Consider the following 16,849-nt stretch of genomic DNA (forward strand, 5'->3'; position numbering starts at 1 on the left):
TTAAATTGCTTTAAAAAATCTTCGTTTAAAATGTCTTCTGGTTTCATAAGTGTGTAAAATTTAAAATTAATAAATAAAAAAATCTCAGATTAAAATTTAACCTGAGATTTTAAAACTTACACAGTTTATGAGATAATGCCCCCAAAACTCACTTTTTTTAAAACGAAAAAAGCCTACCAAAATAAATTGGCAGGCTTTTATAGAAACTAGTTTTAGTTAGTTTATGCTTCTAATTTCTTTTTCTTTTCTTCTTCTCTATTAACAGTATCGTACAAGATTGGCGATGCAATAAATAATGATGAGTATGTACCTACTACAAGACCTACTATTAATGCAAACATAAAGCCTCTAATAGATTCTCCACCAAAGATGAAGATTGATAATAATACAACTAAGGTAGTTGACGATGTATTTAAGGTTCTACCTAATGTACTACTTAAAGAAACATCTACTACTTTATTAAATTTCCAGTTAGTATGCTCGTTTACGTATTCTCTAACTCTATCGAATACAATTACGGTATCATTTAACGAATATCCAATTACAGTAAGGATTGCTGCAATGAATGCTTGATCTATTTCCATACTAAATGGCATAAATCTGTATGTTAATGAGAATACACCTAATACTATTAATACATCGTGGAATACTGCAACAACGGCTCCTAAAGAGTATTGCCATTTTTTAAAGCGGAATAAGATATAAAGGAATACCACGATTAACGACCCTAAAATAGACCAGAATGATGCTTGTTTGATATCATCAGCAATTGTTGGACTTACTTTGTAATACTTCATTAAACCTACTGATTTAGCATCCGATTCGTTGATAAACTGGTCGTATGATACGCCTGTTAAATGAGGTTGTAATGTGTTGTACAGTTTTAAACGAATCGCTTCATCTATTTCAGTGCCAGATTCATTTACTTTATACTTAGTTGTGATTTTTAATTGGTTTGCATCGCCAAATGTTTTCGCATCTGCACTACCGAAAGCATCCACTAAGGTTGCTGTAATTTCTGAAGCACTTACATCTTGAGCAAAACGTACTTGGTAAGTTCTACCTCCAACAAAATCGACACCTTGATCTAAACCATTTGTAAATAAAGACCCTAAACTTACTATAATAAAAGCACCAGATATAATGTATGCTACTTTACGTTTCTTTAAGAACTCGATATTTAAGTTTCTAAATAGGTTTTTAGTAAGCGGTGTAGAGAATTCTAACACACCACCTTTGTTTACGTACCAATCTACTAACAATCTAGTAATGAAAATAGCTGTAAATAATGATGTACCAATACCAATTAATAAGGTAGTCGCAAATCCTTTAATAGGTCCTGTTCCAAAAACAAATAATATTAATGCAGTTAAACCTGTTGTAATGTTCGCATCTAAGATTGAGGAAAGGGCATTACTGAAACCATCTTGTATCGCTTCTTTTTGTCCTTTGCCTTTTGCTATTTCTTCACGAATACGTTCGAAGATAATTACGTTCGCATCTACAGCCATACCAATAGTAAGTACGATACCGGCAATACCAGGCAATGTTAACACAGCTCCTAAGCCAGATAAAATACCGAACATTAATAAGATATTCAATACCATAGCTACATCTGAAAAAGCACCCGCTTTTCCGTAATAGATAATCATCCAAACCAATACTAAAACTAATGCAATCATGAAAGATGTTGTACCACTATCAATAGCTTCTTGTCCTAAAGATGGCCCAACTACCTCACTTTGAATAATATCAGCTGACGCTGGTAATTTACCTGCACGTAATACGTTTGCTAAATCGACAGCTTCGTTTAATGTAAAGTTTCCAGAAATTTCTGAGTTTCCTCCAGAAATAGCACCAGTTGTTACACCTGGTGCAGAATATACAACGTTATCTAAAACGATGGCAATTTGAGAACCTTGAGCATAAGCTTTTCCTGTCATTTCTTCCCAAATTTTAGCTCCTTTTGCATTCATTTGCATAGAAACCGTTGGTTTTCCCGTTTGACCAAAATCGTTACGAGCATCGGTAACCACGGCACCACTTAATTGCGGAATATTATCTCTATTACCTACTAAGGCATATAAATCTACAATTTCACTGTCTTTTTCTGGTTTACCAAAAGCAAACTTCGCATAACGCATTTCCGCTGGAAGTAAGGCTCTTACTTTAGGAGAGTTTAAATATTCTAGTACTTGTGCTTTGTCTTTAATTTCAAACTGCGCAATTACTGGCCCACCTTGGTAACCATAACCACGGATTAAACCAATTAAAGGCTCTACTGATTTTACTGCTGTAGAATCGGTTGCTGCTTCACCTAAAAGGTCATCGATAGTAGAATCGGTTGCTTCTTTTTTATCTTGGTTTCCTCCTTGAAGTGTATCTTTTTTAACTTCGCCAGTTTCTTTTAAAACTTCATTAGCTTGAGCCATGAAACCGAAGAATTGCTCTCCTTTATACGCATCCCAAAATTCTAATTGAGCAGTACTTTGTAATAAACTTGTAGCACGCTCCACATCTTTAACACCCGGTAATTCAACTAAAATACGCCCAGAAGTTCCTAAACGTTGGATGTTTGGAGATGTTACACCAAACTCATCAATACGTTTACGTAATACTTCAAAAGCAGAAACAATTGATTCATCTATTTTTACACTGATGATTTTTTTAACTTCATCATCAGACATGGTTCCTTCAATTTCACCATCTAATGCTTTTGTGTAGAAAATATCTGGAGAGGCTAGCTTAGTATCACCTTTAATTTTGTCAAACGCAATATAAAAATCCTCTAAATAGGTATTTTGACTGTTCTTTTGAAGAATTTCAGCATCATCCAATGCTTTATTAAATACTGGATTTTTACTGTTATTAGCCAATCCCTTTAAAATGTCTTTTACCGACACTTGAAGGATAACGTTAATACCACCTTTTAAATCCAAACCTAAATTCATAGCTTTTTCTTTCACATCGTTATATGTGAATTTTGCAATACCAATATTAAATACAGTATCTGTTGCTACTGCCGCAAGATAATTCGCTTCTTCAGCACTTCTTTTAGCACGGTAATCCGGATCGGTGGTTGGAATTTTACTTATAGCTGCTTCTTCTGCAGCTTTTTCAATTTGATTTGCTTTAAATGTGAATGATAATTGGTAGATACTTACCAAACCAAACAACACCGCAAATAACTTTACTAGTCCTTTGTTTTGCATTATGAAATTATTTTAGTCAAATTTTTTAAAACGAGCAAATATAGAATTTACCCACGATTTGACAATTATTTTTTTTTATGATTAAATGAGATTGGATATAGCTTCTAATTGGTAAATGAAAGCCATGCTAATTTAGGAAAGTTTCCTTTTAGCAGCTAGGACCTGCCCTTACTTCAGGAATTTGATAAGACGTATTATCTATTGTTATAGCAACACTATAACGAAATTTATAGGCTTCTTTTTCTAGGTTTTCTAAAGAATTTAAATCTACATCATTTGCAGGAATAAATATATTAGGAATGAAAAATCGATTAAAATCAGATTTTAATTCTAAAGCACATTTACCACCAAAACCAGATTCTGCATCTTGTTTATGTATTTCAAAAACATCGAAATTATAATTTGATGGCTTTTTATTTGAAGGTGATTTTGAATGTTTATGGTTTAATTTAGACTGAGTAGTTCCTAAAGCCAAAACAGACTTTTCAGACAATAATTTTTTTACACTAACAGCATCTTTATCACTGTAATAAGTGATTTTTAATTTACCATCGGGTTGTTGCTCGACTTTTATATTTTCTACACCAATAGATTGCAATTGTGATTTTACGATTGCAATGGTGCTTTCAGCCTCGTTAGCAGGTACTTTAAGATGCGTAAACTGCAATACAAGTTCCTGATTTGCTTCTGGAATTTGATTGTGATTAACAACACCTAAAAAGGTAAAAATAAAAATGAGTGTACAAATGTACCATTTAGCCTTCATGCGCCAAATATATGTTTTTTACTTATAAGAGCCTAAAGTATTTAAAGTTAAAAGTGCCTAAAATTGTACTTTCATACAACTTTAGGCACTTTAGAAGTTTTATAATATTAGTGTACTTATAATTGTACACTTTAGTCATTTAATTTACAGTAAATCGTTAACCGCTTTAACACCGTTAGCACTTTCAATCATGTTTGCTTTTTCAGCATCATTTAAAGTGATATCAACAATTTTTTCGATACCATTTTTACCTAAAATTACTGGTACTCCAAGACAAATATCATTAAATCCATATTCACCTTCTAATAAAGCTGAACAAGGAAATACTTTTTTAGTGTCGCAAGCAATGGCTTGTACCAATGCAGATACTGCTGCACCTGGTGCATACCAAGCAGAAGTTCCTAGTAATTTAGTAAGCGTAGCACCACCTACTTTAGTTGCTTCTTTTACTTCCTCTAGTCTTTCTTCACTTAAAAACTCGGAAACTGGCACACCATTTCTTGTAGCTAAACGCGTTAAAGGAATCATTCCTGTGTCGCTATGGCCTCCAATAACCATTCCGTCAACATCACTAATAGGTCCACCTAAAGCTTCTGCCAATCTGTATTTAAAACGAGCAGAGTCTAAAGCACCACCCATTCCAATTATTTTATTTTTAGGCAATGTAGTAGATTTATGAACTAAGTAAGTCATGGTATCCATTGGGTTACTCACCACGATAATGATCGTTTTAGGAGAGAACTCAATTAAACTTGAAGAAACCGATTTTACAATTCCTGCGTTTATACCAATTAATTCTTCACGCGTCATTCCTGGTTTACGAGGAATACCAGAGGTTATTACGCAAATATCACTGTTTGCTGTTTTGCTGTAATCGTTTGTTATACCTGTTATTTTGGTATCAAAACCGTTTAACGAGGCTGTTTGCATTAAATCCATAGCTTTACCTTCTGCATAGCCTTCTTTAATATCTAACAAAACAACTTCTGAAGCGAAATTTTTAATAGCAATATACTCTGCACAACTTGCGCCTACTGCTCCTGCACCTACGACTGTTACTTTCATTTTCTAGTTTTTAATAATTTTTAGTTGATAAATATAATTTTGATATTTTTTCCTTTCAAAATGTGCTATACAGTTAATGAGAAAGCACAAAAGGGTATTAATAGCTTTAAGTACGCTAAATTACAAATTTAAATACATTAAATAAAAAAAGTGCGAGATTTAATCTTGCACTTTTTGAACTAAACTAACTAAAACTAAAACAATTATTATATATGAAATTTTCTATTTAAAATATCTTATCTAAATCCAAAATTTAATCCTACTGAAAAGGTATCAAATTCAGACAAATGATATTCAGCATTGAATCTAAAAAAACCTAATTTTAACTTGGTGCCTATTGTTCCTCTAACAGCAGTCACTTCACTCGATATTGAAAATGGGTCTTCAATTCTTTCTGAAAATAAAGGACCACTAGATACGATATAAGTACCTAATAAATCGGACTCCGATTTTCCTTTAATATAGCCAATACCGCCATAAAAATTAATAACTGGCAATTTTGTTGATGCTATTAATTGGAACAACCATGTGTTGGTGTTATTTTCTAACTTTTGATTGTCTCCACTAATACCAGAACTTTCTGTTAAATCGTATTCACCATTTAAATGGGTGTATGCTACTAAACCTGAAACTGCCACAGGTAATATTTTATCTGCTGGTAACCATTTTGTAAATTCGATTTGCAAACCTGCTCCATATAAACTTAGAGCAAAATCTTCTGTATCCACTTTAGGAACAAAGCGCCCTTTTAGTTCTACACCGCTTCCCAACCCTAAGGCTCCTTGTATAAATGCTGTAGGTATCATATTGGCACTAGCAGAACCAATTCCGTTTGGCAAGGTAATTCGCTCCTCCTGTTCTCCAAAAATAAGATCATCATATCTCACAACAAGCTCAATATCTGGCTCATTTTCTCCTAATGCCGTTGCCACTAATTTCGAATTCGCAAGATCTGCGAATTCTACAGTAAAATCTTGATCAGGATCGGTATTATAATCAGCGATGTTCATTGAAAAAGATTTATGTTCATCTTTAATTGTTGCAGCATTGGCTAAAACAGATATTTCAAAACCTCCTAAAGGTTTCGCTACAGCCGTATTAAACCAGTTGGCATTCATACTATACATTATACCGTTAGAAGCTGGTTTAAAATAATCGTCTGCAAATCGTTCGGCATTTTTTACACCGGCCGCCAATAGCGCATCGATATCTTGTGCGTTTGAAGAAATGGTTGCAATACACAACATCATGAATAAGGATACTTTTTTCATTATTTTAAATTTGGGTTAAACAAATATATATATAAAATCACAACAAAAAAACATTTTATCGTGATTTCTTGCATTTAATCGGTGTTTATAAGTGCTAAGTACATTTAAAAATTTAATCGGAAACTTAAATTTGGGGTTAAACCTAACGAGATATTATCAATTTGAATCGCTGATTCTGAATTGTTCGGATCTACTTCAAAGTATCTGTTAATCGTGTTTTTCCGGTCCAAAACATTCAAAATACCTGCTCGAAAAGACGCATTCATTTCAGTTGAAAGATTAAACGTGTAATTTAGAGATGCATCCAATCGCATAAAATTTGTTAGGTTTTTGCTATTGGGCAAATCATAATTAACAATTGTTTGATTACCACTTTGCACTGTTTCATTGCCAACAACTGGATTGGTGTAAGGCTGACCCGTACGCCAGATACCTCCAACAGACAATTCCAAATTGTTAAAAACATCATAATTAAACGCCAAGGAAACAGAATGTCGTATATCAACATTATTAGGAAACTTTGAAGGTGTAAACGATTTAAATTCGTAATCATTAATACTGTAAGTATAACTTAACCAAGTACTGTAATTGCTAGCTGTTTTATTTATTAAAAATTCAAGCCCCTTAACCTCATAACTCCCTGTGGCATTTATATATTGAAAATTATTATAAAATCCCTGATTTGAAGCCGTTATGCCTTCTACACTTTTATAAAAACCTTCAACATCTAGAAGTAAGTTATTCTTCATGAATTCAAACCCGAAAGAGGCTTGTTTACTTTTCGAAATTGGAATGCTTTCCTCATTAGCCAAAATCCAACGTCTGTTTTCAACCCCTAAAAAATCATCCTGAAAATCGACAATTTGAGTTGCCGATTGGTTTTTAAACTCACCTTGCAATTTAATCGCAAATTGATTTGAAAGTTTTTGTCTGAAATTTAATCTAGGTTCAATCAACACCTTATCAAATTTTTGAAAATAATTAGCCCTAACCCCAAATCTTAAATAAGTCTGGCTTTTATTAAACTCCACCTCACTAAACACCGCGTGATTAAGCAACACATCTTTTTTCGTTTTATCATAATTAGGAGCTGTAACAGTTGTTGCATTTAAAATACCTATTTCACTAAACTGGTAACCATTTAACAAAACCAAGTTTTCACTCAACTTTAAATTCGTTTTAAACTTTGTACCGGTTTCCAAAACTTCATTAGTTTGTGTTAATTTTTGGTCGGTTTCAATTCTGTAATCAATAGCATTTACATAATATTTGGAATAAAAACTACTTAATTCCATACTGAAATTACTATTCCAACTTGCCTTCCAATTTACTGCTGCACCAATATTTTCTTGACTTAAATTACTTGTTTTAGACTCCGTTTGGTTATTGTTATTCGTATAACTTTCGTTGTAATCTAAATTATTTGTAATGCCTATAATGTTTGCTCGGAATTGATGATTTTCATTTAAATCGAATAAAAGCTTGGCTGTATAATCATAAAAATAAAAATCTGACGACCGATTGCTTTCGCTTATATTATCGCTATTGGTAGTTAGTTCACTATCTTGAAAACTACGTTCAAAATAATTATCATATGCTGGAGATGCAAAAAAATCAGTAAAGGAACGCCTTCCGGAAATATGTAAGGCTAACTTTTTGGTAATTGGCATTTCTAAAAATGCATCTGCATTTATTAAATTAGCGCCAACACCACCTCGTAATTTATTGGTTATTTCGTCTTTTGTGAACATACTTATGGTACTAGAAACACCATCACTAAATTCACTGCTTGTACCGTTTTTAGTTACAACAACTTTATTTGTTAAGTTTGGATTATAAGCTGAAATTAATCCGAAAAAATGACCAGCATGATACATTTTAATATGATCCCAAATCATTAGATTTTGGTCGTTGGTGCCACCTCTCACATTGATATTTGCTATACTTTCATTAACACTTTCTACACCTGGCAGGGCCTGAATGGATTGTAAAATATCAGGTTCAGTTAATCCTGGTAACACCCCAAATTTTTCAGTATTTAACACAACACTTCCATCAACACGTTTTTGCAAACCTGTAGTTAAAAATTTGGTTATAAGCACCTTATTCAGTACCTCTTCTGTTTCTTCAAGTGAAATTTTACTGCAATTTCCATTCACATCAAACATGGTTTCCGCTTGAATTTGCTTTCCTTTAAACCCTAAATATGAAATAGTTATTGTTGCATTTAAAGGCACATTATTTAATTGAAATTTACCCATTTCATTAGTAATCACCCCCTTATTTGAGTTATTTATATAAACGGAGGCACCAAATAATGCTTCTTTAGTCTCAGAAGACACAACAAAGCCACAAACGGTTATGGTTTTTTCTATAACTGAAACTGTAATATAGCGGTTATCTAAAGTTTTAAAATTTAAAAGTGTCTTATTATTTAAATAGTTTAATACCTGCTGTAAATTGAAATTTGAATCTGGTTTTTCAATAGTAACATTAAGCACATCATCATAAGCATACGAAAATTTCACATTAAATTTATTTTCAATAGCTGTAAGAAGTTCGGTTAAAGCTATCTTTTCAGACGGCTTCTGGCTATGGCCTAATTGAATAAAAAATAAGAGTATGTAAATTAACCATTTTCTATTTTTCATAACTATATAAGGTAACGTTTTTGCCTTCTATTTTATAGCTTAATTTTAAAGGAATGGTGATGGCTTGTAATGCAATATTTTTATCGTTATGGGTGAAAGTTCCTGTGAATAATTGTGTGTCGTCAACATCTTTTAAACTAATATTCAAATCGTATTGTCTTTCTAACTCACTAACAACCTGACTCAACGGAATTTTATTAAAGCTAGATTCATTTTGCAACCACGATGGTATTTCCGCATTAAAATCATCCACAACTTCCATAGTTCCATTTACTACCCGAAACGATTTTCCTTTGGATAATTTTAAGGTTTTATTATTGTAGGTTACAGCCACCAAGCCCTCGTAACATTGCACTTCAAAGTAATTAGCTCGTTCCTTTACATTAAATTGCGTACCTAAAACTTGTATGGTTCCAACCTGAGTATTTACAGTAAACTTTTGCCCTTTACTCACTTTAAAAAAGGCTTCACCGTTTAACTCTAAATCACGTTTATCTTTCCAGGTTTTCTTATTATATTTTAATGAAGAAGCCGCATTTAAAATAACTTCGGAAGCATCAGGTAATATAATAGTTTGCGTTTGAGCAATTTGAGTTTCAAAAGATTTTGCATTATTGAAGAAAATAAAATACGACGATGTTAATATGATTACAAAAATCGCCGCAATTCGCATGAAGGTTTTAACGTTTAACGGAATTACTTTAGGTTCTTTCTTAGATAGATTTCTTGATTTGAAAGCTTCTAAAGCCTTATGCTTATCTATTTGTGGCACTTCCATTTGTGAAGCATAAAAAGCTATTTTCTCTAAAGTTTCAAAGTCTTCAGATTGTTTCAACTTGGCAACCTCAGCTTCAGAAAGCTCGTCATTTAACCACTTTAATATGTTGTTTTCGTTTTTCATTTGTAATATGCTTCAATTCTAAGACAACTCAATTTCTGTTTACCCTACCTTAATTAAATATTTTCTATGTGATCTCTCAAAATTTTTAATGCCCCAGACATGCGTTTCTCAATGGCTTTTTGTGAAACGTTTAATAAATCGGCAATTTCTCGGTATTTTTTTCCTTCTATTCTATTTAATAAAAACACTTCTCGTTGCGCATCCGATAATAACGACATGGCGTTTTGAAGTTTCTTTTTAAACTCTTCTTCCTCCAATATGTATTCTGGACTCTCGTTGGTTCTATCAATATAGGGAGCTGCTTTGGCATATTCCATCACTACCTTATTATGTTTCACCTTGTTTAAAAACAAATTATTTACAGTAGTAAATAAATAGGTCTTGGCTTTAGTAAAATCTATTTTGGCACAGTTTTCCCAAATTTTAGAAAAGGCATCTTGCACCAAATCCAGAGCATTGTCTTTATCGCCACATTTATAATAGGCAAAGTTAATTGCAGGCTGTACATGCTCTAAATAAAAATTATTAAAAAAGGTTTCTTCGCAAAGTTTATTATCGATTTGATTCATTTAATAAGTAGTTTTTTTAGGGCACATTAATTAAATACTTTTGCAAAAGTAGGGTAAATTAATTTTAGGTTGTCTTAGTTATGTAGGTATCAAAAACCTTTATAAAATTCCTTAATCGTTAAATTGATCATTTTCAACAGCAATAAAATTAGTTGAAAAAAAATTAAAAAAAAGGTAGGGTAAAAATAAAGGTAGTTGTCTTACTTAAACAAAGGCGAAAAAGTCGCTATGAAAAAGAAAAAAAAATTTAACCCAAAAAAACGTATTATCATGAAAAACTTAAGAAAATTTACCGCAATCTTGTTAGTCTCTGTATTAGGATTCACATCTTGTCAAGACGAAATAGATTCAGAAAATGGACAAAACCCAAACACTAATAGTGCCGACTCTCAAACAGCAAGTAACCTAGAACGCTCTTCAATGTACGATGGCAGCTTTGACGACTTTCTAGACGGTATGTCATGTTCATCAATATTACTACCAGTAGTTGCAACTGTAAACGGACAACAAGTATCTATAATATCACAATCAGATTATCAGTTAGTTTTAAATATTTTAGGGCAATTTACTAATGATGACGATACCGTAACATTAAAATTCCCTCTAACAGTTAAAACGAGCAACTATACAGAGGTTGTTGTAACAAGCCAGTCGGAATACGATGCCTTAGTCTCAGCTTGTGAAACTATTGAAGCTGAAGGAAAAGGAGCTATTTCTTGTATTGATTATGATTTCCCTATTACAATTTTAACTTATAGCTTGAATTTAGAACAAACTGGAAGCGTTGTTATTCAATCGGAGCAACAACTTTATACGTACATGAATAACTTTGGTAACGACGAATTATTCTCTGTAAAATATCCTATAACAGCTACTTTAAACAATGAAACGGCTATTACAATTTCTAGTGATTTAGATTTACAAGCAAGTGTTAGCGATTGTTTGGGTGTTGAAGAAAAAGAAGATGACGCTGAAGCAGAAGCAAAAAACCTTGAAACCATTTTAGTGAATGGCGCTTTTAAAGTACAATCATTTTTAAATGCTGGTGTAAATAAAACAACTGATTTTGCTAATTACACCATCGATTTTGCTAACAATTCAACTTGTACTGCTGTAAACGGCGTTATAAGCACAGTTGAAGGAACTTATAAAGTAACATCAGAAACTGAAGTGTTTTTAAATTTAACTTTTTCAGGAAACGCAACATTCAATTTACTTAACCATACTTGGGAAGTAACAAGTTATAGCAACTCGTCTATCTCTCTAAAGAGTACAACAAATGCTGCGGTAACGCTTATTTTGACTCAAATTTAGTATTTACTTAGTTTTAGGGTTGATTATCCAATCAACTTGTTATGGTGGGGCGGCTGTTAGGAAACTAACAGCTGCTTATTTTAAAACAAAAAAGACATGAAAAATATATTTAAAATAATAGTACTTGTATTGGCTTTAGCTGCTTGTACCAATGAAGATGATACACCGATTATTGATGAATCGGAAACGATAGATACGAATGAAAACAAAAAAACAACTGGAAGTTCATCAAACGATTTGTTATCAGATACAACATTTAAAAGTATGATTATCGAATTAGTTTATGTTGAAGGCTTTAAACCTTCACAAAGTAGTATTAATAATTTTGTTTCTTTTTTAAACACCAGAACTTACAAACCAAACGGCATTACGGTAGAAGCTAGAGCCATTGCGTCTCCAGGAAAATCGACCTATAGCAATGCTGATATTATAGCTATTGAAGATGCCAACAGAACTAAATTTAACACCAATACCCAAATTGCGGTTTGGGCATTTTTTTCAGATGGCGCTTCGGCTAGCAATTCAAATTCTGGTTCTGTTCTAGGAACCGCATACAGAAATACGTCTTTTGTTATTTACGAAGAAACCATTCAAAACCTGAGTAACAGTACCTTTGAGCCTAATAGAACGGTTTTAGAAACAACCGTTATAACTCATGAATTCGGTCATATTCTGGGGCTTACCAATTTAGGATCGGACATGGTAGAAAATCATGAAGATTCTGAACACGCTAAACATTGCAATATAGAAAGCTGTTTGATGTATTGGGAAGCTGAAAGTGGCTCTGGCCTATCAAATTTAATAGGCGCAACTTCTGCACCACAATTGGACGAAAAATGCATTGCCGATTTACAAGCCAACGGCGGAAAATAAAATCACATAACCATTTAAATTTATCACAATGAAACCTATTTTAAACTTCATATTCATTTTAAGTATCATTCTTTCAACCCAAGCGCAATCACAAAAATCAAATGCAGGTATTAAGGGTGGTTACAATTTAGCTGCTGTTAGTTTTGATGGCGACACCGAAACAGGACAACGACATGGCTTTCATATTGGTTTATATGGCGAATCGTTTGTTTCAGAAAGTGCCTCGTTTCAAATAGAATTTTTATACTCCCAACAAGGTTACGAATTGGAAGATAACAGCGGTACGTTTACACAAAAACTAGATTATATTAATGTTCCATTACTTTTAAAATTGTATCCTTCTGAAAATTTCTATTTAGAAGTTGGTCCGCAAGCAGGTTTAGCCATTTCTCATAAAGAAGAATTTGACAGCAGTTTCGGAGTTTTTGATACCTCTCAGGAATTTGATCCACAAAGTTTCGATTGGGGTGTGAATTTTGGTACTGGTATTAAAACCGATTCCGGAGTCAGTTTTGGAGTTAGATATCACTTAGGTTTAGGTAGCATTTATGATGAAGGAAACCCAAAGAACCGTGTTTGGCTATTCTCGGTAGGTTTTGACTTTTAGACAATAATTAACCTAACAACAACTTTTAAAAGTATTCAATTTAACTTGAATACTTTTTTTTTGATATTTTTTTTAAAAATCAGGTAGGGTAAATAATGTTTGAGGTGTCTTACTATTGAAACACCATATTAATAACATTAAAAATTATAATTATGAAATCAATAAAACCAATAGCATTAATTATAGCATTAAGTTTTGCATTTACCTCAAATGCACAAAACACAAAAGCATCGAATGAGAGTTCAAATGATAAGGCGTCCTATTACCAAAAAAGAGCTGAAGAAGATGCCAAGTTCGAACAACAATTTAGCGCCAAATCAAAAGCTGAAGAAGAAACCTTTTGGGAAGACCAAAAAAGTTATGAAAAGAACTTAAAAAAGGAAGATAAAAAAGCATACAAAGCTTATATGAAAGGTAAAAAAGATGCTTATGTAGAACATTACAACCATTGTAACCATGAATGCCATCATAGTGATTACTATTATCACCATGCTTCATTCTATTATTACAGGTATGATGGTTATTACTATGAAAGATATCCTAGGAACAGAAGTTCTATTAGTACCAATGTTAGATTAAGCACACCTAGTGTACGCCTTGGGTTATTTTAAACCAAAGCTAAATCTTAAAATTTTTGCTCCAAGTTTCCCGAAAAAAAAGGCTGTTTAAGTAATTTAAACAGCCTTTTTTGATTTATTAAAATTCTAATTATGCATCAATATTAGCGTAAATAGCATTTTTCTCGATAAACTCTCTACGTGGCGGCACTTCATCACCCATAAGCATAGAAAATATTCTATCAGCTTCGGTACCGTTGTCTATTTGAACTAAACGCATGGTTCTAAACTCAGGATTCATTGTAGTATCCCAAAGTTGCTCTGCATTCATCTCTCCAAGACCTTTATAACGTTGAATGTTTACACTACCACCAAATTCTTCCGCGATACGATCACGTTCTTTATCACTCCAAGCATATTCTTTTTTATTACCTTTCTTTACCAAGTACAAAGGTGGCGTGGCAATGTAAATATGTCCAGCCTCAATTAATTCTTTCATATATCTAAAGAAGAACGTAAGTATTAACGTCGCAATATGGCTACCATCAATATCCGCATCACACATAATAACTATTTTATGGTAACGTAATTTTGAAAGGTTTAAGGCTTTACTATCTTCTTCAGTTCCAATAGTAACCCCTAATGCAGTGAAAATATTTTTAATCTCTTCATTTTCAAAAACCTTGTGCGTCATTGCCTTCTCTACGTTCAAAATCTTACCTCTTAAAGGTAAAATGGCTTGAAACGCACGGTCACGTCCTTGTTTAGCAGTTCCACCTGCCGAATCTCCCTCTACTAGGAATACTTCACATTTTGCAGGATCTTGCTCAGAACAGTCACTTAGCTTTCCAGGTAAACCACCGATGCTCATAACAGTTTTACGCTGCACCATTTCACGAGCTTTTTGAGCCGCATGGCGTGCTTGTGCTGCTAGAATTACTTTTTGAACAATGATTTTAGCATCGTCTGGATGTTCTTCTAAATAATCAGTTAACATTTCAGATACTGCCTGACTTACTGAAGCTGACACTTCTCTGTTTCCTAACTTCGTTTTAGTTTGCCCTTCAAATTGAGGCTCCTGAACTTTTACCGAAATAATGGCTGTTAGTCCTTCACGGAAATCATCACCAGAAATTTCAAACTTTAAATTCTTAAGCAAGCCTGAATCATCGGCATACTTTTTTAAAGTCATAGTTAAACCACGACGGAAGCCTGATAAATGCGTTCCTCCTTCATGGGTATTGATATTATTCACATACGAGTGTAAATTCTCAGCATACGATGTATTATAAACCATGGCAACCTCAACAGGTACACCATTTTTTTCACCTTCAAAAGCAATTACATCTTTCATTAAAGGCTCTCGGTTACCATCCAAAAACTTTATAAATTCTTTTAAACCTTCGTTAGAATGAAATGTTTCACCTTCAAAAGTACCATCTTCCTTTTTAGTTCTTTTATCTACTAAATGAATGGTAATTCCTTTATTTAAATAAGCTAACTCACGCAATCTACTCGCTAGGGTATCGTAACTATACTCTAAGGTTTGTGTAAAAATGGTATCGTCTGGTTTAAAAGTAACCGTCGTACCTCTTTTTTCAGTTTCACCAATTTGTTTTACCGGATACAAGGCCTTTCCTCGCTCGTATTCTTGTTCGTAAATTTTCCCATCTCTGTAAACTGTAGCTCGTAAATGTTGCGAAAGTGCGTTAACACAACTTACACCAACACCATGCAAACCTCCAGATACTTTATACGAATCTTTATCAAATTTACCTCCTGCTCCAATCTTGGTCATTACAACCTCAAGTGCAGAAACACCCTCTTTTTTATGTAAGTCTACGGGGATACCGCGACCATCATCTTCAGTGGTAATGGAATTATCTTCATTAATAATTACAGTGATATTGTTACAGTGTCCTGCTAAGGCCTCATCAATCGAGTTATCTACCACCTCATACACTAAGTGATGCAAACCACGAACACCCACGTCTCCAATATACATGGACGGACGCATACGCACGTGTTCCATACCTTCTAAGGCTTGGATACTATCTGCTGAATAATTGTGTTTATTAAATTCTTCTTTTGCTTCGCTCATTTTATCCTTTAATAATGTTATTGCTATTATTTATTACATAAAAAAAGATGCCTTTTAGCATCCTTTTGAATACAAACAAATATACGAAATTATCATGGCATTAAAAAGCTTTTTATAGAATGAAACATATAATTATCAACATTTGTTAATTACTTAAAAATGGCTTAAATCGCTTAAAAAAGGCCTTAAACGCCATTTTAGCTTGTTTTTTTATTTTCAAAAATAACAAAAAGATGAACGTCGCTCTAAAGCTTTATTTTACTGTAAAGAGCTTTTACCCAATATTCAATTTTCGGTCTAAAAACACCATAATCGAATAAAAAAACAGTCCATTTTTATTAAGTTATACCTCGGTCTTCCAAAGATATTTTATGGGGGTATTACGCATTAAAATACTTTTTCTCAATCTGTGTTCCTTTTAAAACTGGTTTAAACAGTAATCATAAGCTCTTATCTATAAACCTTTATATACTATAACCCCGAATTATTTAAAAAACCTATAATTAAACTTTAAGTTTTTTAATAATTTGACAAAATAAAAAAGCATCTAACAAAAAATAGTGCTTAGCACGTATATTCTACATATATTTGGCTGGTAAAAAAAAGTTATGACAACTAATAACAATAATAATTTCAATAATCCTAATTGTTAGGACTGGAAGGTTATTGTTTAAAAAAATATATAAAGCCTTCCTTAAACTGGAAGGCTTTTTTTAATTTAAAAATTAAGATATGAGTAAAATTATGACAGTCGACGTATTGTCGAGTATTAAAGGAGCACAACCCAGTGAGGCTGTGAATAAGTTATTTGACGTCATTAAAAATGCACAAGCCACAAATAATAACTCTTTTAATAATTATAATAATAGCGTGTCTTTAAACGATTTAAGAGACGATGTGGTTATTGAAAGTTCTGCATTAGAAAAACAAATCATTATCGAAAATTTTCCGAAAGAGAAAAA

The 16,849-nt window shown here is 32.8% G+C and carries 13 protein-coding genes; 5 read left to right on the top strand and 8 right to left on the bottom strand.

The annotated features are described in order from the left end of the window. Window positions 1-221: 221 nt before the first annotated feature. From secDF to ABYI63_RS15915, 7 genes are all read right to left on the bottom strand, one after another. Complete coding sequence (secDF, locus tag ABYI63_RS15885) at window positions 222-3,212, bottom strand: protein translocase subunit SecDF (RefSeq protein ID WP_372757756.1); 2,991 nt, start codon at window positions 3,210-3,212, stop codon at window positions 222-224. A 148-nt stretch (window positions 3,213-3,360) separates the two neighbouring features. Further along, a complete protein-coding gene (locus tag ABYI63_RS15890; RefSeq protein ID WP_372757757.1) occupies window positions 3,361-3,978 on the bottom strand; it encodes a hypothetical protein in 618 nt (205 codons plus the stop codon). 144 nt (window positions 3,979-4,122) lie between these two features. Continuing rightward, complete coding sequence (gene mdh, locus ABYI63_RS15895) at window positions 4,123-5,043, bottom strand: malate dehydrogenase (protein ID WP_372757759.1); 921 nt, start codon at window positions 5,041-5,043, stop codon at window positions 4,123-4,125. 236 nt (window positions 5,044-5,279) lie between these two features. Further along, window positions 5,280-6,314, bottom strand: a complete 1,035-nt coding sequence (locus ABYI63_RS15900; protein WP_372757761.1) for a DUF6588 family protein — start codon at window positions 6,312-6,314, stop codon at window positions 5,280-5,282. A gap of 104 nt (window positions 6,315-6,418) precedes the next feature. Then, window positions 6,419-8,965: a carboxypeptidase-like regulatory domain-containing protein gene (locus tag ABYI63_RS15905; protein ID WP_372757762.1), complete on the bottom strand. Its 2,547-nt coding sequence runs from the start codon at window positions 8,963-8,965 to the stop codon at window positions 6,419-6,421. Then, the gene (locus ABYI63_RS15910; RefSeq protein WP_372757764.1) at window positions 8,955-9,866 is read right to left on the bottom strand and encodes a FecR family protein; all 912 of its coding nucleotides are present in this window, start codon (window positions 9,864-9,866) and stop codon (window positions 8,955-8,957) included. The genes ABYI63_RS15905 and ABYI63_RS15910 overlap by 11 nt, the downstream gene beginning before the upstream one ends. 53 nt (window positions 9,867-9,919) lie before the next feature. Then, complete coding sequence (locus tag ABYI63_RS15915) at window positions 9,920-10,435, bottom strand: RNA polymerase sigma factor (RefSeq protein ID WP_372757766.1); 516 nt, start codon at window positions 10,433-10,435, stop codon at window positions 9,920-9,922. 270 nt (window positions 10,436-10,705) lie between these two features. Here ABYI63_RS15915 and ABYI63_RS15920 point away from each other — a divergent pair, with 270 nt between their 5' ends. The 4 genes from ABYI63_RS15920 (at window position 10,706) to ABYI63_RS15935 (ending at window position 13,840) form a co-directional block, all read left to right on the top strand. Then, entirely contained in the window at window positions 10,706-11,749 is a 1,044-nt protein-coding gene (locus ABYI63_RS15920) for a hypothetical protein (RefSeq protein WP_372757767.1), read from the top strand. Between the two features lie 96 nt (window positions 11,750-11,845). Continuing rightward, complete coding sequence (locus tag ABYI63_RS15925) at window positions 11,846-12,622, top strand: membrane metalloprotease (protein ID WP_372757768.1); 777 nt, start codon at window positions 11,846-11,848, stop codon at window positions 12,620-12,622. Window positions 12,623-12,650: 28 nt separating this feature from the next. Continuing rightward, a complete protein-coding gene (locus ABYI63_RS15930) occupies window positions 12,651-13,229 on the top strand; it encodes a porin family protein (RefSeq protein WP_372757770.1) in 579 nt (192 codons plus the stop codon). 152 nt (window positions 13,230-13,381) lie between these two features. Continuing rightward, the gene (locus tag ABYI63_RS15935) at window positions 13,382-13,840 is read left to right on the top strand and encodes a hypothetical protein (protein ID WP_372757771.1); all 459 of its coding nucleotides are present in this window, start codon (window positions 13,382-13,384) and stop codon (window positions 13,838-13,840) included. Window positions 13,841-13,937: 97 nt separating this feature from the next. On the opposite strand, the gene gyrB is transcribed toward ABYI63_RS15935, so the two are convergent. Next, window positions 13,938-15,887, bottom strand: a complete 1,950-nt coding sequence (gene gyrB / locus ABYI63_RS15940) for a DNA topoisomerase (ATP-hydrolyzing) subunit B (protein WP_372757773.1) — start codon at window positions 15,885-15,887, stop codon at window positions 13,938-13,940. Window positions 15,888-16,619: 732 nt separating this feature from the next. Between gyrB and ABYI63_RS15945 the strand changes: the two genes are divergently transcribed. After that, window positions 16,620-16,849, top strand: a 230-nt coding sequence (locus ABYI63_RS15945; RefSeq protein ID WP_372757775.1) for a hypothetical protein, incomplete at its 3' end; no start/stop codon positions are given.

It is taken from the genome of Mariniflexile sp., from assembly GCF_041583155.1.
Classification (GTDB): Bacteria; Bacteroidota; Bacteroidia; order Flavobacteriales; family Flavobacteriaceae; genus Mariniflexile.

What these genes read in the sequence shown, in the direction of transcription:
- secDF (WP_372757756.1), bottom strand. Translation starts at nt 3,212, where the DNA reads ATGCAAAACAAAGGACTAGTAAAGTTATTTGCGGTGTTGTTTGGTTTG.
- ABYI63_RS15890 (WP_372757757.1), bottom strand. Translation starts at nt 3,978, where the DNA reads ATGAAGGCTAAATGGTACATTTGTACACTCATTTTTATTTTTACCTTT.
- mdh (WP_372757759.1), bottom strand. Translation starts at nt 5,043, where the DNA reads ATGAAAGTAACAGTCGTAGGTGCAGGAGCAGTAGGCGCAAGTTGTGCA.
- ABYI63_RS15900 (WP_372757761.1), bottom strand. Translation starts at nt 6,314, where the DNA reads ATGAAAAAAGTATCCTTATTCATGATGTTGTGTATTGCAACCATTTCT.
- ABYI63_RS15905 (WP_372757762.1), bottom strand. Translation starts at nt 8,965, where the DNA reads ATGAAAAATAGAAAATGGTTAATTTACATACTCTTATTTTTTATTCAA.
- ABYI63_RS15910 (WP_372757764.1), bottom strand. Translation starts at nt 9,866, where the DNA reads ATGAAAAACGAAAACAACATATTAAAGTGGTTAAATGACGAGCTTTCT.
- ABYI63_RS15915 (WP_372757766.1), bottom strand. Translation starts at nt 10,435, where the DNA reads ATGAATCAAATCGATAATAAACTTTGCGAAGAAACCTTTTTTAATAAT.
- ABYI63_RS15920 (WP_372757767.1), top strand. Translation starts at nt 10,706, where the DNA reads ATGAAAAACTTAAGAAAATTTACCGCAATCTTGTTAGTCTCTGTATTA.
- ABYI63_RS15925 (WP_372757768.1), top strand. Translation starts at nt 11,846, where the DNA reads ATGAAAAATATATTTAAAATAATAGTACTTGTATTGGCTTTAGCTGCT.
- ABYI63_RS15930 (WP_372757770.1), top strand. Translation starts at nt 12,651, where the DNA reads ATGAAACCTATTTTAAACTTCATATTCATTTTAAGTATCATTCTTTCA.
- ABYI63_RS15935 (WP_372757771.1), top strand. Translation starts at nt 13,382, where the DNA reads ATGAAATCAATAAAACCAATAGCATTAATTATAGCATTAAGTTTTGCA.
- gyrB (WP_372757773.1), bottom strand. Translation starts at nt 15,887, where the DNA reads ATGAGCGAAGCAAAAGAAGAATTTAATAAACACAATTATTCAGCAGAT.